Here is a 20,918-nt window from a genome sequence, read left to right on the forward strand (position 1 = left end):
TTGGGTTAAATCATTTATTTTCAGGATACTTATACTGGGTTATCTTCGAACCAATTCATTGAAAATTTACGAAGAATTGGAAATTTGGGGGAATCATTTTAAGACTTTTTTTATATATTGCTGTTCTTTTAAAATATTTCAACCCAAATCGATGTTCTTTCGAGGGGATATTTAAAATACCTACATTAATTTTTATACTCCAATTGTTTCTTCAGCACCACATTATTTGCGGCTTTAGCAATCATTATATCAAACGTGCCCGACTCGGTAACCTGCTTCATTTGGCGGTTCCAGATCGCTATATCTTTAGCATTGATGGTAAAGTTCACTGTCTTAACCTCACCTGGCTCGATCTGTATTTTGCTGAAACGCCTTAATGACATCACCGGTGTACTTACAGAATTCACCTTGTTGCCCAGGTATAACTGCACTACTTCTTTACCTGCCATGTTACCTGTATTTTTCACATCTACAGAAACAGTTACCTGCTCATTTTTGCTGAACTCTGTTTTTGATACCTTAAGGTTACTATAATCAAACGAAGTATAGCTCAGGCCAAAACCAAATGCAAACAATGGATCTGTTGATGAAAACACGTAATCACGTCCTGGTTTTTCAATGGTTCCTGGCTCTCGGTTATTACCCCGCGATGAGTTTACATAATTATAAAACACCGGGATATGTCCTGTAGACTGCGGCACGCTCATGTTAAGTCTGCCCGATGGGTTTACTTTACCAAACAGGATATTGGCAATAGCCGTACCCCCTCTTTCGCCCGGGTACCAGGCTTCTAAAATAGCCGGGACATTTTCTTTTTCCCAGCTTATACTCCAGGGTCGGCCATTTTCCAATACCAGTATAACCGGTTTACCCGTTTTGTAAACAGCCTGCAGTAATTCGCGCTGAACACCCTGCGGGTTTATATCAGTAACATCATATCCTTCACCGCAGGTAAACGGATCTTTAGGTTCGTTACCCGGTGCCTGCCCGTTCCAGCCAACACCAGAGAATACAACACTGGTTGTTCCTAACACAACTATTACCGCGTCACTTTCCTGCGCGGTTTTTACTGCTTCGTCAAACCCGCTTTTATCAAGCCCGGTAAGTTCGCATCCTTTGGCGTAGTTTACTTTAATGCTGTTTCCCGCAAATTGTTTTATACCTTCCAATACGTTTACGCCGGATAAGTTATCCCGGGTAAAGCTGTAATCGCCGTATTGAACTTTATTGGCATTGGGGCCTATAACTGCTATTGATTTTAGCTTGTTAATATTAAGCGGCAACAGGTTATTATTGTTTTTTAATAGAACGATAGACTCCTCTGCTATTTGCTGGGATAGTTTAATATGCTCAGGTGTGTGTACCCTGTCTTTTAAACGCGCGGTGTCGGCCAAGGGCTTTTCAAACAAACCAGCCTTAAATTTAAGGGTAAGAATACGGGCCACCACGGTATCAATTTGCGATTCTTTGATTTTACCGGCTTTAACCAGTTCAACCAGATGAGGGTAAACGTCAGGACGTGCGGCTTCCAGGTCAACGCCGGCTTTCAGACCCAGCAAGGCTGCCTCCGATGCATTTTTAGCTATTTTATGAAAGTCGTACAGTTGACTAAGACCTCCGTAATCAGAAAATACATACCCCTTAAATCCCCACTCTTCTCTTAACACCTGCTTCAATAAAAACTCATTGCTATGTGCCGGGATACCGTCTATTTCATTATATGATGGCATGATAGCCGCGATATTTGCACCCTGTACCGCGTCGCGGAAAGGCGCAAGGAACATAGAGCGCAGTTCTCGTTCGCCAATTTCGGCCGGCGCCAAATTAATACCCGCTATAGGTTTGCTGTAGGCCGCAAAGTGCTTGCCGGTACACATTGCTTTATCAAAGGCAAAATGGTTACGGGTTTGTACCGGATCGCCCTGCATACCTCTTACAAAAGCTGAACCAAGCTGGCCAACCAGGTATGGATCTTCTGAAAAACACTCTTCTACCCTGCCGTAACGGGCATCTCTGATAAGGTCAAACAATGGAGACAACGCTTCGTCAACTCCTGATGTGGATGCTTCGGAAGCAATGGCCTGCCCCATTTGCTCTATAAGTGCAGGGTTCCAGGTGCTGCCTTGTGCTATGGCTTGCGGAAAGGTAGTTGCCCCCGCTGCTAATTGCCCGTGCAAACACTCGCCAATTTGTATAGGCGGAATACCCAGACGCGTTTGTTCACGACTATATTTTTTTGCAGCGGCAGATTTTATGGCCACATCCTTAACGTTAGTAAAAGGACTTTCTAAAACGCCGTAAGCAATTTTACTATTCTTCGCGCCCGTGAGTGACGACATGCTCATCTGGCCTACTTTTTCTTCCAGCGTCATTCGCTTTAAAAGGTCGGCCACCCGTTTTTGTACTGGTGCTTTTGGGTCTTTGTAAACTTGTGCTTGTGCCTTAAAAGCCGTTATCGCGGCACACATTAACAGAAAGATAGATTTGTTGTAGCGCATTTGATTTAATTAAAATTTATAATAACCGATGTTTTATTATCCGGTCATGCTTAGCTGCAAATGACCGGTACAGGTTTCATCTGCACCGGTCGTTTCCATTTGGCGTAACTATACTTTTTATAACTATTACTCCCAATAAGTAAAAATTAAAAGTAAAACCTCATGGGTATGATTCTCTCCTAATAGTTAGGGTTTTGTTTAATATTTGGATTTCTGTCAATTACTGGTTGTGGTATGGGATTCAAATACATTTTTGGTGTAAATACATGCGGATGGTTGAGCAAAACCGGCTCATATTTCCAAACACCTTTATTATCAGCAGGTGAGGTATTGGTGATCTTCATACCATGCCGGTCAACATTCAGAACACTCTCGGCTATACGCCAGCGGATAATATCATAATACCTCTTATTTTCCCAGCAAAGCTCTACTCTGCGTTCATTACGGATAACGGCACGCATTTGCTCCTGACTTAAAGTCTGACCTCCGTAAGCAGCTTCAAGTGTAGGAAGCTGGCTTCTGACCCTGATCTTATCAAGAGCAGCGTAAACATCTGCACTGGGGCCACCTGCTTCATTTTGTGCCTCGGCGTAGTTCAAGAGCACTTCCGCATATCTGAAGTAAACATAATTTACACCGTCGCTTGCACCGCCAGAGGGTCGGATATCAGGATTAAGCCGTTTTTTGAAATAATAGGCTGTATTGGATACATCCGACGAGCCAAAATCGATCTCGTTTAAGGACGGATGAACTTTATTAATCCGGGTAAAAATGGTATCTGTACCGGTCATCCAGTTTTGCTTGTAGGGAGCGCCATCATACACAATCCAGTCGTAAAAACGTTTTTCACGGTGCAGGTATGGGTGCTGAGGATCGTAACCCGATTTTGGATCAGTAATCGGTAAACCATTATCCATCCTGAACTGATCAACCAGCTCCTGGGTTGGATCATAATTACCCCAGGTAAAATACTGCCCTTGTATATAAACCGGCCCACCAAAAAGACAAAATGCACTGCCGGTTGTATTAGCAACGGCCTGTCTGTCAAATATCACTTCGGTGTTGTACTCGTTTGATTCCTTCCAGAAAGTGGTCATATCCGGGTATAATCCATAAGTTCCGCCAAGCTCATCCATAAATTTTTTGTTGGTTGCCGCGGCCTTGGTATAACGGGTTACGTCGGTATTGCCAAAACTGAAAAACTTATTAGGATCTGATCCCATAACGGCAGAGGCTGTATTAAAAGCCGGGCTTGCAGCATATAGCTCAATCCAGCCCTTTAAAGCCAGCGCCGCGCCAATGGTGGCACGTCCCGCATCCGCTTCGCCGGCGTTATATTTTTTTGCGAGATAGTTGTTATTTACCACAGAATCTAACTGGGTATCAATAAAATTAAAGGTGTCGCCAAAGGTGCTCCTTGGTTTAAATAGTTCGTCATGGGTATCTGTACTTCTGTCCTGAGGAACTGTTATAATCGGTAACCCGCCAACATGCATCCATAAGTAACTGTAAAAAAATGCCCTCAGGAAACGCACCTCATCTATTCGTTTGTTCCGATAAGCCTGCGATAAATTTGCCGAGTGTGCATTCACCTCCTGTATAAAAGTATTACACTTCCTGATTTTGGCGTAAACTGCATTCCATTCTTCATAGTTAGATGCATTACCATCATTTTCCTGCGGGGTTCCGTCTTCAACACCGGGGCCAATAATGCCCTGTCTCCATCGCCATGATTTCCAATATGGCCCTCCGTCATTATCATCGGTATAGCTATCCAGTGGGTCTGGCGTATCGCCCTGGTTATTTATCTGATGGTAAATGTCGTTTAAAAACAAATCGGCAGTGGTTTCGTTGCTCCATTGCACATCGCCGGCAATTGAATCTTTTGGTACATTATCAAGGTACTTTTTACAAGCCGCCATAGGCAGCACTACAACAGCCAATAAAAGCCAGCTGTAGTAAATATTATATTTATTTAATTTTTTCATGACTTTAATTACACTGGTTTGTTAAAAAGTTACGTTTAGCCCAAAAATGAAAGCTTTTTCAACTGGATATGATTCCTCACGCGAGGTATAACCTGTTTCAGGATCCATAAATTTCAGCTTGCTTGCCGTGAAGATATTTTGACCGGAAACATAAAACCGAAGCGACTGGATGTTGAACTTTTTGGTAATTGCAGATGGGATGGTATAACCAATTACTCCGGTCTTCAGTCTTAAAAACCCTGTGTTCGCCATCCATATAGATGATGAAAAATCACCAAACCCATCACCATTTAAAGGATTGGTTGTGTTATTGGTGTTTTTTGAAGCATAGGCTCTTGGATATTTTGCATCCTGGTGTTCAGGGGTCCAGCGGTTGTCAAAATATTCGTAAGATGTGTTGGTATTATTAATACGGAATGGTACGGTTTGATAACCCTGAATATTTAAACTGGCATGCGCCGCACCCTGAAAAAACAGGGTAATGTCAAAGCCTTTCCATGAAGCGTTTAGGTTAAGGCCGTAGGTTATTTCAGGATAGGTAGGATAACCAACTACGGTTTCATCATTGTCATCAATTTTCCCATCGCCGTTTAAGTCGGCATATTTCACATCACCCGGATGCAGCGTACCAAATTGGGTTATGTTATAACCGTCCTGACTGTCAATAATTCCGTCGCCATTTTTGTCGTCAGATGTTTTAAACAGGCCAAGTGCCTGGTAGCCAAATGGAGTGCCTAACGACCGGCCGGTACGGCTGCGCCTTGGATTATTCTTTGTAACGTCATTTTCAAAAACCTGCAGTAGTTTGTTTTTAGCAAAGCTAAAGTTACCCGCTACGCCCAACTGCAAACCATTACTGAACTTGTTATTTGTACCAAGCACAAACTCAACACCATGATTGCTCATTACCCCAGCGTTTTCCTGCGCCAGATCTAAGCCATATTCAACCGGTACCGTAACAGTAGGTTGGGTTAACATGTCAGACCGTTTTTCATAAAAATAATCGGCTTCAACAGTTAACTTTCCCTGCCATAAAGAGGCATCGAAACCAACATCAGATTTATTGGCTTTTTCCCAGGTAATTCGCGGATTGGCTTCCCGTGGTATATAAGATCCCTGTACAAGGCTTCCGGTACCAAAAGAGTAGGCGTTGCCATATAAATTATATTTAGTGAGATACTGATAGTCAGTAGCCGTAAGGTTTCCTGATTTACCCCACGACCCTCTGATTTTCAGGTTATCAATAAATGACAAATTATTTTTTATGAAGGGCTCTTCAGACAAGCGCCATGCTCCCGAAAAAGCTGGAAAAAAAGCCCACCGGCTGCCGGGTGCAAAACTGTAATGCCCGTCATACCTGCCGGTAGCCTCAATTAAGTATTTGCCTTTGTATGCATAGTTTACACGGTAAACATATCCGAGCTGGCTGCTGGTTGATGACGAGCCGCCGTTATCAAAGTTAAGGCGGTCTGATGTACCTAGACTCAATTCATCAACGTCCACGCTAAACCCTTTTCTCGAAGCATAAAAACTACTTCCTTTACCATTGCGCGCTTCTGCTACTAACAAACCCGTTATCTCGCTGTTACCAAATGTGCGGTGATAGTTCAAATAGCCCTGGTAAGTAAAATTCTGGCTTTTGCCAAAAGTTTGCGTAAGTGTTGTAAAGCCATCGCCAAGCTGCGTTTTTGTATAGGTGGCCGGCGTTTTTGTGCCATCATATAGGTAATAGTAATTTGGACGCGCCCAGTTTTTATCCGTTTCTGTACTTGGGTCGTAACCAAACACGCCTTTTATGCTTAAACCTTTTACAAATGGCAACTGCTGCTCTACTGATATGGAATTTAATGCCGTGTTTCTGCTGATTCTGGCATAACTTCCGCTTTCCAGATCTCCTGCTGGTGAATAACCGCCCGATTCACCCCAAAGACCGTTATGATAATAAATAGCTGCCGTAGGTATATAAGAAATGCCCTGCGGATTTGGCCCGGTTTGATTTTGCTCAATGGAATTGTTTAAAGCTACAGTTACTTTAGTGGTAGATGTGGCATTGATATCCAGCATAGCATTATAATTATAGCGGTTATATGATAGCGGATCATAAACACCATTCTGCCGTAAAAAATTAAATCCTACGTAATACTGTACCCTATCAGTACCACCTGATATTTGTAAACTATAGTTTTGCTGTGGTTTATTTAATTTAATCAGTTCGCGTTCGGCATTGCTATTAGGATATTTGTCGGGGTTTTGGGTATGCAAGTTATCATAGTTGCTTATAAGGTCTGCAGGAAATTCCGCTTGCCCCCCTGAGTTTACATCACCTTCGTTTTTGAGCGTCATGTAATCTTTTGCATTCAACATATTTGGCGGGAATGTTGGGCGCTGAAAGCCATAATAGCCACCCAATGAGATGGTAGGTGCACCGCTCTTTCCATGCTTGGTTGTTATCAGTATTACACCGTTGGCGCCTGCTAAACCATACGGGGCTACAGCTGCCGCATCTTTCAAAATAGATACTGATTCTATCTGATTTTGATCTATCTGGCCTATGTTGGGCCTAATAATACCGTCAATTACAATTAGTGCACCGCTGCTTCCATTTGTTCCTATTCCCCGCACGTGAATATCCGGATCATCCTGTCCGGGTACTCCTCCATTGGGTCTGGCAGATATACCGGCAACCCGGCCCGCCAAAGACGAAGTAATGTTAGGAACAGGAGCTTTAGCCAGCTCACTGCCTTTAACAGCCGAAACTGCAGATGTTAATGATGTTTTGCGCTGTGTACCATATCCTACTACCAAAACTTCATTTAAGTTTTGATTACCCTCTTTAAGCCGAACGTTGATAACAGTGTTTGCCCCAGGTACAATTTCAGCGCTTTCAAAGCCAACAAAACTAAAAATGAGGGTTCCTTTATTATCGGGTACAGTAATTTTATAATTGCCATCCCCATCGGTAACGGTACTGGTGCTGGTTCCCTTCAATATAATATTAACACCGGGTAGCGCCACGTTTTTATCATCGGTTACTTTACCGGTAATTGTAACAGGCAGCAGCTTTTCAACAACCGGAGCAGGTTTATATTTAATAACAATTACATTATTGGTAATTGTATAGGTCAGCGGTTTATCCTTAAAACAGGCCTTCAGTGCATCGTCTATAGTGGCATTTTTAAGGTTCAGGTCGGTATTGCCTAAACCATTTACCATTTCTTCGGCATACAGTACTTTGAAAAATGTTTGCGTTTGTATAACCTGAAAAAGCTTTTCTACAGGAACATTGGTGCCCTTATAGGTGATGCGCTGACCATAACTGGCCTGCGAAACCTGTAAAAAAACGGTGATCAATAAAACAACGGTAAGTTTCATTACCAGCAAAATTTTAGGAATACAGGCAGGGCGCATGCATCCCGTTTGAAAATAAAATTTCATACATTTGAGTGTTTGGGTTAAATTTTGGTTAAAGATTGGTCGTACAATTGTTAGCGGTTTATCCCAGGCTTAGCCAGGAGAGCGTTCGTAGCGCTTCCTGGTTTCTATTAGAAAAACCGCAATGAAGTAAATATTAAGGCATGGCGGTAATTCTCCTTTCTGTAATTTTAAAGTGTACTAATCCGGTTAATTCAAGGTATTTTAAAACTTCGGTGATGTTTTGCGAACGGGGTATGGTACCCACAAAGGTTGCCGATGTAGTTTTGCCCTCATAATCAACATCCACATCATACCACCGGGCTATTTTGCGCATAATGCTTTGCAGCTTTTCATGAGCAAAATTGAAGTTGCCGTTCTTCCATTCAACAGCCTCATTTACATTCACATTTTTCACTGTGATATCTTGTTTTACCATAGCCTGCTGGCCAGGCACAATCATCTGTTGTGTATTGCCTTTTATAATTTTAACAGATCCCTCAAGCAGCGTGGTTGTAGTCGCATCCTCGTCGTTGTATCCCATAATGTTAAAATGGGTGCCAAGTACCACTACCTCCGTGTTATTTACGCTTACCTTAAATGGGTGCATTTTGTCCTTAGCTACTTCAAAATATGCTTCCCCTTCCAGCGTCACACTCCGTTGTTTATCGGTAAAACGGGCCGGAAATTTCAGTGAAGATTGCGCGTTAAGCCATACCTTACTACCATCAGGCAGCACAACCTGATATTGGCCACCACGCGGCGTGCTTATGGTGTTATAAGTCAGTTCATCGGTTGGCTGAGCATTGTATTTTGAAACATCATAAACAAGCCGGCCATTTTTTGATTTATAAACATGTACGCCGCCCTGGCTGGCCAGCATACCATTGTGAGCTGAATCAAGAACAATCACCTTTCCATTGCCCAGCGTAAGCATGGCTTTATTGCCACCCGGAACTATTTTTGCCGCGTGAGTAACGTGAGCCGAAAACTCAGGCGTTTTTTTGTCTTTAAAAAAATAATAAAACAGGCCCAAAGCACACAACATAGCTGCCATAGCGGCTATTTTTTTTATAAAAGGCCACGAGTTTTTTTGTTTTGGAAGTTTTTTGTTTGATTCCGACGAGCCTTCAGCTTCATTGAGCTTACTCTCAATCAGGTTAGCCAGATATCCGTTTTCGGGATAGCGTTCATCCGGTTCGTTTTGAAAATACCAGCTATATTTGTTCAAAACCTCCTCAATTTCAGCTTCCGAAGCGGTTCTAAACCATTCTGTAAGCTGCAGATGATCGCTTTCGCTTTGTTGCTGATTTTTAAGTTTCTCGAAAAATTGATCAGGTATTGATTGGCTCATATCTATTAAGACGAACGCCAATTGTTAAAGAACCCCTGAGTGTGAAAATATTTTTAATTTACCGTGAAGAAATTGTAAGGTACAGTAATATTGCTACTATTTCGCCGTGTTTATAAAGGTATTTGCGCACAAAGCTAACACCGGCATATAATTGTTTTTTTACTACCGATTTGGAGATGTGGAGTTTTAAAGCAATCTCATCGAGCGTAAGTTCGTCATTTAAACGCAGTTTAAATATTTGTTTGCGTTTTTCGGGTAACAGATCTATGGCTTGCTGAGCCATTTGATAATATTCGCTATAGATAAAGTGATTGTCGGTATAATTTTCTCCCATCAAAGCATTTAATTCTATTATATCCAACGCTTTACTTTCCACCTGCAAACGGCGGATATAATCAAACAAGAGATGCTTTGCCGATTGGTATAAATAAGCTTTTACAGATTTCACTTTAACCAGGTTTTCGCGATTTTCCCAAACTTTTAAAAAAAGTTCCTGTACAATTTCCTCGCTGGTTTCTTTTACATAGCAAATGCTATATATGTATTTATAAATGTTCTTAAGGTATGCCGTGTAAAATTGTGTAAATGCTTCTCTGTCGCCAATGGCGATGCGATTAATTAATTCGGGTTCATTAAAAAGCACTTTCATTAAATTAAAATAGGGGTACTTATTATAACACAATGCTTCGCAATCGATTGCAATTTAATTTCAACTTTGCTCGCTGCTTAAATTTTTTTTTAATATAATAAACTATTTAATGGTTTGATTGGCACAAAGCAATTATACAAACATAGAAAATTCCCTGCAATACTTAAAATAATGCATTTTTCGATTTCTGTGGAGACTCAAAACTTAAGATTACAAATGCTATTAATGGATGATATTCATGTGATTTAAAAATACAAAAAAGATTTGCAAGTATTAAAATTATTAGTAAGTTTGTACTTACCGTAAGTTATTACTTACTAAATAAACAATGAACAGTAACCTGGCATTTAACGCATTAGGCGACCCGACCCGCCGCTCCATCTTTGAGAAATTACAGCATGGCCCTTTATCCGTAGTGCACATCGCCGAAGGGATGAGCGTCAGCCGCCCGGCCGTATCGCAACATTTAAAAGTGCTCAAGGAAGCGAAGCTGATCAGTCTGAAAACCGTCGGCAACAATAACATTTATGAATTGAACCGTGAAGGAATCATTGCGATGAGAAACTACTTAGACAAATTTTGGGACGATGCTTTGGCGAACTTCAAAGCACTGGCTGAACAAACCGAAAAAGCAAAAAATAATGGAAACCATTGAATTAAACACCATCAGAAAAGAAATTAGGGTAACGGCCTCGCAGCAGACCGCCTTTGAAGTATTTGTCAACCAGATGGGCCTCTGGTGGCCCGCTTCCGGGCACAATGATGACTGCCCGATGGTCAAAGTCGGCCTGGAAGCTAAAGCCGGCGGCCGCTGGATCGGCTACAACAGTGACGGTAAAGAACGCGATCTCGGTAAAGTGCTGATCTATGAACCTTACACGCTGTTTGCACTCGACTGGCAGACAGATGCCAACTTCCAATATAACCCGGAACTGCATAGCGAGGTAAGGGTGGAGTTTATCCCCGAAGGTCCGAAAAGCACCCGCGTCACCTTAACGCATAAAGACCTCAATGTATTAGGTGATCTGCAAAACGCGGCCGACATCAACGAAGGCTGGAGCGATGTACTGGCAGTCTATCAGCAATTTGCTACCAATTACACCACCCGTATTCAGGTAAACGCCAACCCGCAGGAAGCCGAAAAAGCGATCAGTCAGGTAGCCGGCTGGTGGGCGAAAAACTTTGAGGGAAGCGCCGCAAAGCTGCGCGACCAGTTTACTGTTCGTTTCGGCGAAACTTTTGTGGATTTTGAGATCGCTGATCTGATCCCGGGCGATACCATCGTTTGGGAAGTGAAAGATTGCTTCTTGCACTGGCAGGCAGACAAAACTGAATGGAACGGTACCCGTGTCGTCTGGGAACTCATCCCCGAAAATAACGGCACAAAAATCATTATGACCCATATCGGCCTGACGCCGGAAGTAGAATGTTATGAAAACTGCCGCACCGGTTGGACGGAACACATTAACCAAAGCATGCATAATTTCATCAACACGGGTAAGGGTGAACCACAATAATGACACTGGAAAATAATGTTTGAAATCGTCGCTCAAACCTCTTGGAATAAGATTTGTTAATTCATAAGAAATAACAAATTCATCGATCTATAAGTACTAGAGGAAGCAAAGTGGAACACCTTTCCGTATCGGATCAGCCCCACGAAATCAAATACGAAGCGCATAAAGAAGGCGTTAGCAAGCAGGAAATCAAAGACGCAAAGAAGTCAACCGGCAACCAGCGTAAGGATATCGAAAAGAAAGTCAAATAAGAACAGCCCCGTAAGGGGCTTTGTATCGGAATAACTTACGTGGTGAAGGTTATCTGGCCTGGCGTTCCCGCTCAGATGCATGCCCGAACTCAGATAGATCAGTCGTTTGGTTTTTTGGATCAGGCAGGTCAGGATATAGGGAGCCAATATATTCACATTTAATAATTGTTCGCTTGGTGCCTTTCATGTTTCGAATTTGTCAAAGAAGATCAAAACTATTTTTCTTTCACCACTTTGATATCCCGGAAAAAAGCATCCGTGCCGGCATCCACCCAAAGGCCGATAGCGCCGCTGTTGGATGCACCCAACTTCAGGTCGTTAACGATCAGGACGGGCTGCGGTTGATCGTTCAGGTAAAGTTTAGCCTGGGCATCCCTGACCACGATCTTCATTTTGATCCACTCGTTAAGCCCCATGTCGGCATAGGATTCATATTGTCCCGCAGCTTCTTTTCGAAGCCTGTCGAACTTATGATCAGGATAAGAGAAATATTGCGTGGAATGGTTCCTGCGAAGTTGGTCCTCCGCCCTTCCGTTGGTAGGCCTGATATAAATGGATTCAAACCGGCTGTTGTCCTGGCTGATCCGGAAGGCTAACCCGATAAAGCCCCTTGCATAACCCTCCGCGGCGGGCAGCAGCCGGCTCAACAGCTTGACCTCAATGGTCCCGTTGCGGAAATCACCGGTGTTGCTCAGCCGTACGAACGTGGGAATGTCAGCGCCTTTGATCGTGGTGTCCCTGCTTACGTTCACCGCTTTTCTGCCGCCGATGCTGGTGACCGACATCTTCACCGATACGGGTTTCAGGCCATAATTTTCAAAATTGGTATTCTGCGCGAATAAGCGGCAGCAAGAAGATAATAACCATATACTGATGATCGCGCCGCGTAAGAGGGGGAAATTTGATGAAAACATAATGATTTTTTTAAATGAAGTTTTTATTCGGTCCTGAGACTCTTTGCGGGATTGGCAACCGCCGTGCGCACCGTTTGGAAACCAATCACCAGCAATGCAATAATCAGTGATAGCAAACCTGCTGATGCAAATATCCACCAGCTGATATGGACACGATAAGCAAAATCCTGCAGCCAGACATGCATGATATACCAGGCAACAGGTGAAGCGATAATGATCGCGAGCAGTACCAGCCTGATAAAATCTTTCGAAAGCAGCAACACGATACCTGGTACGGAAGCGCCCAGCACTTTTCGTATGCCGACCTCCTTGGTACGCTGCATCGCAGTGAGTAACGATAACCCGGATAAACCCAGGCAGGCGATCAATATAGCCAACGCCGCGAACAGGCCGAATACTTTGCCGAACAGGTAATCGTTACTGTATTGTCTGTTGAACTTTTCGTCAAGGAAATAGTAATCAAAAACATTCTCCGGGAAATAGCGGTCATATAGTTTCCGGATGTCTTTAATAACCGTAGCCATATGTTGCGGGTCCACTTTTACAGAGAACTGGGTGAAGTGACCCGGCAGCGTCGGCAACAGCAACACCGGTTCGATCCCGGCCCTCAAGGATTGCTGATGAAAATCAGCCACCACGCCAATGATATACCAGGTGCGGCCCGATGCCATTACAGATTTACCGATGGCTTCCTGCGGCGATTGAAAATGCAGTTGTCGCAATGCGGTTACGTTGATGATAAAGTTGTGCACTTTGGTGAGGTCTTCATGGTAATCCAATGGAGAAAAGTTCCTGCCCGCCAGCAATTTCATTTGGTACAGGTTGATGAAATGCGTATCCACACCCATGGTCGCCATGGTCGATTTGCTTTTTATTGGAATATCCGTGCGGTCCACGTCGCTGATCTTGTCCAGTTCCTGCCCCGGTATCCGGCCCGAAGCCGCGGCGCCTTTTACGTAGGCCAACTGCTGTGCTGCCTGGATAAATTCATGCACGTTGTTCATGAATGCAGCGCCCGGATTACTCAGTACCGGCTTACGCAGCACCATCATCTGGTCCATATTGTAGCCCATGTATTGGCCGGTCATAAACCGGAGTTGCCTGTATATCACCAAAGAGCCGATGATCAGCAGTATGCTGATGGCGAATTGCGCAGTAACCAGGCTTTTCCTCAAGAACACACCGGTTACAGAATGTGCAAACGTTCCCCGCAGGACTTTCAGGGGATTGTAACCGGAGAGTATGAATGCCGGGTAGAAACCGGAAAAGAAAATGCCGGCGACCGTAAATAAGGCGAACAGGATGGTAATCGCTGCCTGCTTTGAGAACAGCATAGCCATCGAAAGGTTGCGATTGACGAGTTGATTAAATTCACTTTGCAGTAACCATGCAAAGAAAACCGCTATGATGATGGCCACCAGGTTAACTAACAGCGCCTCGGTGAGAAACTGCTTGATCAGTTGCATCCTTGATGCGCCCGTAACTTTTCTGATGCCTACTTCTTTTGCCCTTTCCAGCGACCGGGCGGTGGCTAAATTGATATAGTTCACCCAGGCCAGGACCAGTATAAAAAAAGCGATCACCAGCAGGCTCCATACAATGCGGTAACTGCCCGTTCTACCGATCTCATATTCAAAGTCGGAATAGAGATAGGCTTTTCTTAAAGGCTGCAGGTAAAACACATCCCTTGTGCCGGCAGCCGCGGCTTTGGGAAAATATCTGGTGTTCAATGCGGCAAATTTCCGTTCGACCGTTTGTGGATCGGCGCCTTTCCTCAACTGGATATATTGCCAGAAAGAAGGTTGCGTAAAATCATAATCGGCCACTGTGTACCTGTTGTTGCCATTGTTGCTGTAGAGTGAATTGTAAGAGATCAGAAGATCGAAATGCAGCTGTGAACGATCTGGTACATCCTTACATATACCTGTTATTTTATAAGGGAGGGAATCCGTATCGAATACCATTACCTGTCCAAGCAATGATCGCGGTTCTTTTACGCCCAATTGCTCCCTGGCCATTTTTTCCGAAATGATTATGCTGTTGGGTTCCAGTAAAGCGGTCTTTTGGTCACCTGCCAGCAGTGGGTAGGTAAACATGGAAAGAAAGGACGCATCCACCGCAATGGCGCGCTGATCGGCTATTTTTTTATCCGACCAGGAAATAACCTCTACCCGGTAAGGGGTCACGCGGCAATAAGCTTCCACTTCGGGTAGGTCCTGTTTCATGGCCCTCCCAATTCCGGAATAAGTCATGGCGCTGTGCTGTACCAGTGAACCCTGCTGGTAACGGTCGTCCACCACCCGGTACAGGTTATCCAGATTTTTGTGAAAACGGTCAACATTGAGCTCCGTGCTCACATATTGAATGATCAGGATACAGGCGCATAGCCCGATAGCAAGCCCGGTAATAGAAATAAATGAAAAGAACCGGTGTTTGACCAGGTTGCGCCAGGCGGTTTTTAAATAATTCCGAAACATATAATTGCGGTTTGATTGCTCTTCCAACCACTTATGCGTGGTTTCCTGGTTCGAAATTACCGCTGCAAACCGGGGATGACGCCCCAAATTAGAAAATGGTCGCTCTTTTTTTAGCCCCCTTTTATATTCTGCTGGATTTTTCCCTGTCATTTGCCGGAAAGTACGGTTAAAGGTCGTTTTCGAATTGAAGCCCGATTCGTAGGCGATGCCCAGGAGCGTGATATGATCATAAGCCGGGTCCTGTATCTTTAAGATGACCTCCCTAATGCGGTATTCATTGATAAAGTCATTGAAATTTTTTTTGAGCGCTGTGTTAATGATCCTGGATAATTCGTGGGGCGGGATATCCAGTTCATCAGCCAATGAGCTAACGCTGAGTTCCGGGTCTCGGTAATACCGGTTGGCCTGCATTGCTTTTTTGAGCCAGCTACCTTTTTCCCTCTGTTCCGTCGTGAGCGGTGGTTTAGGCGCAGCAGGCGGTTGGACCATCCATCCGGCATGCGGCCGTAAAAAGGCTGCCGCTGCAGTCCATATAATGATCACAGCGAAAAAGATATAAAAGGGATAATAAACATGTACACCCAATTGACTGCGATAACCAAGATAATCAACCACGGCAAAACTTATCCATAGTAGCCACAACAAAGCAGTAGCCGCCAGCAAGCGGCGCAGCCACCTGAATTCAAGACGGGACCGGTCCATCAGCACAGGCTGCAACCGGCGGTAAAAGTGTTCGATGAGCTTATGAGATCGGTACAGGTAGGTGATGATCGAAATGAATATGAGCAGTTGTAATACCGGGTTCAACTGCTGAAAGATCAGCGTAGTATAAGTTGCCACGCCTGTTCGGGTAACTTCTCTGGCCTCCAATGCCAGGGCGCCCTGTTCGAGCAGCAGCGGGATAAAATGCAGCAGGTCCTTCCACCTGAATTGATATGCCGGCCGCGTTATTTTCAGGACATAAAAATAGATCAGGGGCCCAAGTGCCAGCAAGAACTGCATTGGCAGCCGGTCCCAGCCGGGCAGGTAAGTTTCCAGCCGGATGTCAATGGCCAATACCTGCATCATCCATAAGATCATGGTGAGCAGCGCCAACGCGAGAAACCGGTTTGCGGCACGATTGACACTTTTGACGAATGCTAATAACACGGCAAAATTAAGCCCGATGAATATCATTCCGAAAAAGAACAGATCGTAAACGGTGATATGGAATGTATATGAATTCAAGTAAAATTAATAGCTCAATGGCTGTTCCAAATCTATAAAATGTTAATTTATAAAACCTTAACTGAAAATGGAAATAAATGGTGTACCGGAACCGGACGAAGGAATGTCCGGTTTTGAAAACCGGACAATTTTGGGAATACCTTACTTTCCCCTTTATGCTCATGGAAAAGGGAAATGTAAAAACTGGGTGTCACTATCGGGTTCGCTTTTTAACGAACGCCCTTATTTAGACCATGAGTGCTACCTGTTTTTAACCCTCTTACCACTAAGCCGCAAGCTTTCTTCATCGGCCTATTGCAATATCCTGCACAATTCAATAGCGCCTGTGGAATACAAAGACGAGTGTTATTAATAATTGGGTCGTTGGCTTGGTTGACACTGCTGAAATACCAGTAGGCATTCCTGGCACAAAACGGATAAACGTTGTAGATTCTGTCATTTTCATTCACAGTCAGAAAACACTTTTAGATGGTTAACCAGTTAAGGAATCTGGTTTGTTATTATTCCCAAGAAATTACTTTTCCTGAAGTTGGATTAGCTTATGCTATAATTGACCTTGGGGTGGGTGTAGTAACTGGAAAAACAATTACCGATCGTATAGGCGACGGAGTAGACAATGTTGTGTACATTAACGAATACAAATGAGTAATTTTTTGATTATATTTTTTATAGAACCACGGAGTTCTTCTATATTATTCCTATAATGGGGAGGTCGCTGGTCGACCTCCCCGGGTTCTTATTGGCGAACGCGGACAATTATTTTGCCCTTAGCCCGGTCGGTTGAGTTATAGGTGGCGACCGCGTTGTCAAGCGTAACAATGTTACCGGTGTTCGTTTTCAAACGCCCGTCACGAAACCGCTGCACGATCTCATTCAGTTGAGCGCGATCCGCTTCTACGACGAAATCAATATTCAAAACCCCGTGGGCTTGTTCTTCATTCCAGCCGGTAATGGACACAAACCTTCCGCCGGGACGAATTACACCCAGGGAACGCTTCGCGATGTCGCCGCCGAGAACATCAAAAACCAGATCGACCTGGCCGATATTTTCTAAAGCATCGTCATCGAGATCAACGAACTCGTTTGCGCCGAAACCGAGCGCTGCGTCACGGTGAGCAGCCCGACCGGTGCCGATGACGTACGCACCCGCCTCACGCGCCAACTGGACAGCCATCGAACCGACGATACCCGCCGCCCCATGTACGAGGACTCTTTGCCCTGACTGAAGCTGTCCGTGATCGAAAAGTGCCTGCCACGCCGTTAAGCCAGGCATCACGAGCGCAGTTCCGTCATTGAAGTCAACATCGTCCGGCAGCGGCGCCAGGTTGCGCGCCTCGATGGCCACGTACTCTGCCAGCGAGCCGTTGCGATACCAATCCTGAAGACCGAACACCCGTTGTCCCACCGACAATCCTGTCGTGCCATAGCCAAGTGATGTTACCACTCCGGCCAGTTCGTGGCCGGGGACCGATGGCGTCCGGCTAATGTCGGCACGGTCTGTCCAGGTGGATGGCCATGACAATTCGTCCCCGGTAATACTGGCCGCATAAACCTGAACGATGACATCATTTATCGCTGCCGGCGGCTCGGGCAACTCTACCAGTTTCATTCCGGCTAATCCCGCGTCCTGGTCTGTTACAACAATTGCTTTCATAATATACCTCCTTTTTTTCCAGCAACCACTTACTTAAGGAAGTGATGTTGCTGCATATTAGTTTTTTTTATTTTTTTTATTTTTAGCGTTAATCCATATCACAAACCATCCAGGCATTCCGGGAGATTACTATGCTATAGTGAGATCGAGCCAGCAGGCAATACCGGCGGAAAATCCTTTTCAGGATCAGACACGTTATTGATAAAATTCGTCAGGGAGTACATCGCCACAAGGCCAACGATCTCCATGATATTTGCATCTGTGTAGCCGGCATCCCGTACTGCGGCAAAATCGGCATCGCTAACCTTGCCTCGGGTCTCGATCACTTTTTTCGCAAACTGAACGGCTGCATCACGCTTAGGGTCAGTTGCGTTGCCCATACGGGCGAGAATGATCTCATCGGCCTCAAGCTTAGCCATATGCTTAGCGGTATAGCTATGAACGGTCAGGCAGTAGTTGCAGCCATTCACTTCTGAGACGGCGAGGCCGATGCTATCGCGTGTCTTCACATCGAGCGCTTTGGTCATGACGCTGAAAAGGGCAGTCCATGCGTTGAACGCGATTGGGCTCGCGGCGAAGGTTGCCATCATATTTGGAGTGAACCCGATGTTCTTGGTGAACGCATCAAGGGTCGGTTTTGAATCAGCCGGCACCTGCTCCGGCTTAAGGGCTTCAATTCTAGGCATTGTAGGGTCTTTTAGTTTTATTTTAATAATTATACAAAATCCAGTACTTCAGTAACCGGACGACGAGGCTTCTGCTTCCAGTTCCCAGAGCGTACTTTGCCTATAGATAAAAGCAAGACCGGTATTTCGTTTTCAGCCAGGCCGAACTCACGGGCAACATCTTCGGCATCAAAGCCGATCATCGGCGTCGAACCCAGGTCAAGTGAGCGGGCGGCGTACATCATCGCTGCGGCACCGAAGCTGGCGGTGCGTACAGCTTCATCGCGCTGACGCTGCGGGTAATCCATGTACAGATCGCGTGCAGGGATTTCCCAATCCGGCACCATCGCCGCCGGCATAACGCCAGCAGCTACCAAAGGAGCCAGACGCTCGGGTATAACGCTGGAATCGGCTAACTGGCCTACAACAATGAAAGTAACAGATGCCTCGGTGATCGCAGGCTGATGCCAGGCGATCGGACTAAGTTTGGATTTCGCTTCATGCGAGCGTACGGCAATGAAGCGCCAGTTCTGTAGGTGGAAAGATGTGGGTGCGCTGGTGCCAATTCGCACCAGTTCACTGATTTCGTCATCGCTCAGGGTAGCGGCCGGATCGTAGTACTTGGCGGCGCTACGGCTAAGGATCGTGTCAATGACAGCGTTGGTCATAATTTTAATATTAAAGTTGTACAATGATTTTTAAAATAATAGGATAAAATTATGTAGCTATTTGGATACCTTAGTGGACCAGATTTGAAAATTTCAGGGAACCAGTTATGATTCAGAAATTTCTTGACATTTCATTAAAAAAGGGCGGAAAACATCGTCCATTATATCAGCAGTTAGAAGCGGAAATTATTCAGTTGATCTGTCGTGGGACTTTGAAACCCGGGCAGCTTCTCCCATCTTCGAGAGAACTGGCACAAAGCCTGAAACTTAGTCGTAAAACAGTGGTGGCTACCTACGACGAGTTGAATGCGCAGGGCTGGGTGGAAACCTGGGACAGAAGTGGCGTTTATGTTTCCGATCATCTACCAGACACTACAGATCGCGTGATCAAAGAGGATAGCGAAAAATTGACACAAAACAGCCAACCGGGTTATCTTTTGATCATCAAACAAGCTGATGAACCAATCGCTACAAATCCAAATATAGATAACGATACGCCGGGAGCGACAGCACCACGCTACAGGATCGATGACGGTTTTCCTGATCCCAGGATAGCGCCTATCGAGCAGATAATCCGGGAGTTTAGAAGATTCGGGAAGGGCCACTTAACAAATCGATTGCTCATGTATGGCCCGGAGCAGGGCTCCTATCGTCTCCGGGGCGAACTCGCTCAGTTTTTAAACCGGACCAGAGGGCTTAAGGTCACTGAAAGAGAAATACTCATCACTAAGGGGACGCAAATGGCCATCTATCTGACCGCGCAGGTTCTTATCCGCCCCGGAGACACCGTATTTGTACCCGAACCCGGCTATAGGGATGCGAATCAGGCCTTTAAATTGGCGGGAGCCAACCTGGTATTCATTCCGGTGGATAAAGAAGGAATGGACGTAGACCGGATCGAACAATTATGTAAAAAGAAGACACCCAGAATGATCTATATTATCCCGCATCACCATCGGCCCACTACAGTTACCCTGAGCGCAGAGCGGCGCATGCGATTGATGAATCTGGCCTCCAAATACAGATTTGCATTGCTTGAAGATGATTATGATTTTGATTATCACTTTACAAGCGATCCGCTTTTTCCTTTAGCAAGTATGGATACGGGTAGACATGTTATTTATGCGGGTTCCTTTTGTAAAAGTATTGCGCCCGGTATCCGGATCGGTTTTATGGTCGCCCCGGAAGCGGTTATAAACGAAGCTGGCGCGATCCGCAAATTAATTGACCGGCAAGGTGAACGGTTATTGGAAGAGGCAACTGCTGAACTTTTGAGCACGGGTGAAATTTCCCGGCATCTTAAAAAGTCGCACAAGATCTATCAGGAGCGGTTAGAAAACACTTGCCGCTTGCTTCAGGAACAATTGGGTGAATATTTAACGTTTGACAGGCCCAACGGTGGTTTAGCTATTTGGGCAGCCTACAGAAAGCATATCAATGCCGGAACAGTTGCCCTGAATGCGGGAAAGCTGGGACTAAATATCAGCGACGGCAGTAATTATTTTTTTCAGCCCGATATTGCTATGTCAAATGATTTCATACGCATAGGTTTTTGCTCTCTAAACGAAACAGAAATGGCCGGTGCTATTGGTATATGGAAACAGGCGCTATCTTCGTTTGCTAAAAAATAATAGATGATAAACTA

General features: G+C 44.9%; 16 protein-coding genes. 5 read left to right on the top strand and 11 right to left on the bottom strand.

The window, feature by feature from the left end; genetic code table 11:
- Positions 1-185: 185 nt before the first annotated feature.
- From SNE25_RS27875 to SNE25_RS27895, 5 genes are all read right to left on the bottom strand, one after another.
- On the bottom strand, positions 186-2,498 hold the full coding sequence (locus tag SNE25_RS27875; RefSeq protein WP_321562293.1) for a glycoside hydrolase family 3 N-terminal domain-containing protein: 2,313 nt from the start codon (positions 2,496-2,498) through the stop codon (positions 186-188).
- Positions 2,499-2,677: 179 nt separating this feature from the next.
- Positions 2,678-4,486 (bottom strand): RagB/SusD family nutrient uptake outer membrane protein, encoded by a 1,809-nt coding sequence (locus SNE25_RS27880; RefSeq protein ID WP_321562294.1) that lies wholly within the window; start codon positions 4,484-4,486, stop codon positions 2,678-2,680.
- A 21-nt stretch (positions 4,487-4,507) separates the two neighbouring features.
- Entirely contained in the window at positions 4,508-7,921 is a 3,414-nt protein-coding gene (locus SNE25_RS27885) for a TonB-dependent receptor (RefSeq protein WP_321562295.1), read from the bottom strand.
- A 133-nt stretch (positions 7,922-8,054) separates the two neighbouring features.
- Entirely contained in the window at positions 8,055-9,251 is a 1,197-nt protein-coding gene (locus SNE25_RS27890; protein ID WP_321562296.1) for a FecR family protein, read from the bottom strand.
- 58 nt (positions 9,252-9,309) lie between these two features.
- Positions 9,310-9,900 (bottom strand): RNA polymerase sigma factor, encoded by a 591-nt coding sequence (locus SNE25_RS27895; RefSeq protein ID WP_321562297.1) that lies wholly within the window; start codon positions 9,898-9,900, stop codon positions 9,310-9,312.
- A gap of 328 nt (positions 9,901-10,228) precedes the next feature.
- Here SNE25_RS27895 and SNE25_RS27900 point away from each other — a divergent pair, with 328 nt between their 5' ends.
- From SNE25_RS27900 to SNE25_RS31965, 3 genes are all read left to right on the top strand, one after another.
- On the top strand, positions 10,229-10,555 hold the full coding sequence (locus SNE25_RS27900) for an ArsR/SmtB family transcription factor (protein ID WP_321562298.1): 327 nt from the start codon (positions 10,229-10,231) through the stop codon (positions 10,553-10,555).
- Positions 10,488-11,417: an SRPBCC family protein gene (locus SNE25_RS27905; RefSeq protein ID WP_321562299.1), complete on the top strand. Its 930-nt coding sequence runs from the start codon at positions 10,488-10,490 to the stop codon at positions 11,415-11,417. Before SNE25_RS27900 ends, SNE25_RS27905 begins: the two co-directional genes overlap by 68 nt.
- Positions 11,418-11,527: 110 nt before the next feature.
- Positions 11,528-11,668 (top strand): DUF3606 domain-containing protein, encoded by a 141-nt coding sequence (locus SNE25_RS31965; protein ID WP_407666965.1) that lies wholly within the window; start codon positions 11,528-11,530, stop codon positions 11,666-11,668.
- On the opposite strand, the gene SNE25_RS27910 is transcribed toward SNE25_RS31965, so the two are convergent.
- From SNE25_RS27910 to SNE25_RS27920, 3 genes are read right to left on the bottom strand one after another with little or no spacing between them, the layout of a single operon-like run.
- Entirely contained in the window at positions 11,624-11,824 is a 201-nt protein-coding gene (locus tag SNE25_RS27910; protein WP_321562300.1) for a hypothetical protein, read from the bottom strand. The genes SNE25_RS31965 and SNE25_RS27910 overlap by 45 nt on opposite strands.
- 59 nt (positions 11,825-11,883) lie before the next feature.
- A complete protein-coding gene (locus tag SNE25_RS27915) occupies positions 11,884-12,582 on the bottom strand; it encodes a family 16 glycoside hydrolase (protein ID WP_321562301.1) in 699 nt (232 codons plus the stop codon).
- Between the two features lie 23 nt (positions 12,583-12,605).
- On the bottom strand, positions 12,606-16,286 hold the full coding sequence (locus SNE25_RS27920; protein ID WP_321562302.1) for an ABC transporter permease: 3,681 nt from the start codon (positions 16,284-16,286) through the stop codon (positions 12,606-12,608).
- 67 nt (positions 16,287-16,353) lie between these two features.
- Here SNE25_RS27920 and SNE25_RS27925 point away from each other — a divergent pair, with 67 nt between their 5' ends.
- On the top strand, positions 16,354-16,638 hold the full coding sequence (locus SNE25_RS27925; RefSeq protein WP_321562303.1) for a hypothetical protein: 285 nt from the start codon (positions 16,354-16,356) through the stop codon (positions 16,636-16,638).
- A gap of 384 nt (positions 16,639-17,022) precedes the next feature.
- Here the strand turns inward: SNE25_RS27925 and SNE25_RS27930 are convergent, their stop codons facing one another.
- The 3 genes from SNE25_RS27930 to SNE25_RS27940 all read right to left on the bottom strand — a co-directional run bounded on the left by SNE25_RS27930 (position 17,023) and on the right by SNE25_RS27940 (position 19,273).
- The gene (locus SNE25_RS27930) at positions 17,023-17,940 is read right to left on the bottom strand and encodes an NADP-dependent oxidoreductase (RefSeq protein WP_321562304.1); all 918 of its coding nucleotides are present in this window, start codon (positions 17,938-17,940) and stop codon (positions 17,023-17,025) included.
- A 134-nt stretch (positions 17,941-18,074) separates the two neighbouring features.
- Positions 18,075-18,626 (bottom strand): carboxymuconolactone decarboxylase family protein, encoded by a 552-nt coding sequence (locus tag SNE25_RS27935; protein WP_321562305.1) that lies wholly within the window; start codon positions 18,624-18,626, stop codon positions 18,075-18,077.
- A 29-nt stretch (positions 18,627-18,655) separates the two neighbouring features.
- Complete coding sequence (locus tag SNE25_RS27940) at positions 18,656-19,273, bottom strand: nitroreductase family protein (RefSeq protein ID WP_321562306.1); 618 nt, start codon at positions 19,271-19,273, stop codon at positions 18,656-18,658.
- A 107-nt stretch (positions 19,274-19,380) separates the two neighbouring features.
- On the opposite strand from SNE25_RS27940, the gene pdxR reads away from it, so the two are divergent.
- Entirely contained in the window at positions 19,381-20,904 is a 1,524-nt protein-coding gene (gene pdxR / locus SNE25_RS27945) for a MocR-like pyridoxine biosynthesis transcription factor PdxR (protein ID WP_321562307.1), read from the top strand.
- Positions 20,905-20,918 lie beyond the last annotated feature (14 nt).

This window comes from Mucilaginibacter sabulilitoris, assembly GCF_034262375.1.
Classification (GTDB): Bacteria; Bacteroidota; Bacteroidia; order Sphingobacteriales; family Sphingobacteriaceae; genus Mucilaginibacter; species Mucilaginibacter sabulilitoris.

Coding starts and splice junctions, on each gene's coding strand:
- SNE25_RS27875 (WP_321562293.1), bottom strand. CDS start 2,498: ATGCGCTACAACAAATCTATCTTTCTGTTAATGTGTGCCGCGATAACG.
- SNE25_RS27880 (WP_321562294.1), bottom strand. CDS start 4,486: ATGAAAAAATTAAATAAATATAATATTTACTACAGCTGGCTTTTATTG.
- SNE25_RS27885 (WP_321562295.1), bottom strand. CDS start 7,921: ATGAAATTTTATTTTCAAACGGGATGCATGCGCCCTGCCTGTATTCCT.
- SNE25_RS27890 (WP_321562296.1), bottom strand. CDS start 9,251: ATGAGCCAATCAATACCTGATCAATTTTTCGAGAAACTTAAAAATCAG.
- SNE25_RS27895 (WP_321562297.1), bottom strand. CDS start 9,900: ATGAAAGTGCTTTTTAATGAACCCGAATTAATTAATCGCATCGCCATT.
- SNE25_RS27900 (WP_321562298.1), top strand. CDS start 10,229: ATGAACAGTAACCTGGCATTTAACGCATTAGGCGACCCGACCCGCCGC.
- SNE25_RS27905 (WP_321562299.1), top strand. CDS start 10,488: ATGCTTTGGCGAACTTCAAAGCACTGGCTGAACAAACCGAAAAAGCAA.
- SNE25_RS27915 (WP_321562301.1), bottom strand. CDS start 12,582: ATGTTTTCATCAAATTTCCCCCTCTTACGCGGCGCGATCATCAGTATA.
- SNE25_RS27925 (WP_321562303.1), top strand. CDS start 16,354: ATGGAAATAAATGGTGTACCGGAACCGGACGAAGGAATGTCCGGTTTT.
- SNE25_RS27930 (WP_321562304.1), bottom strand. CDS start 17,940: ATGAAAGCAATTGTTGTAACAGACCAGGACGCGGGATTAGCCGGAATG.
- SNE25_RS27935 (WP_321562305.1), bottom strand. CDS start 18,626: ATGCCTAGAATTGAAGCCCTTAAGCCGGAGCAGGTGCCGGCTGATTCA.
- SNE25_RS27940 (WP_321562306.1), bottom strand. CDS start 19,273: ATGACCAACGCTGTCATTGACACGATCCTTAGCCGTAGCGCCGCCAAG.
- pdxR (WP_321562307.1), top strand. CDS start 19,381: ATGATTCAGAAATTTCTTGACATTTCATTAAAAAAGGGCGGAAAACAT.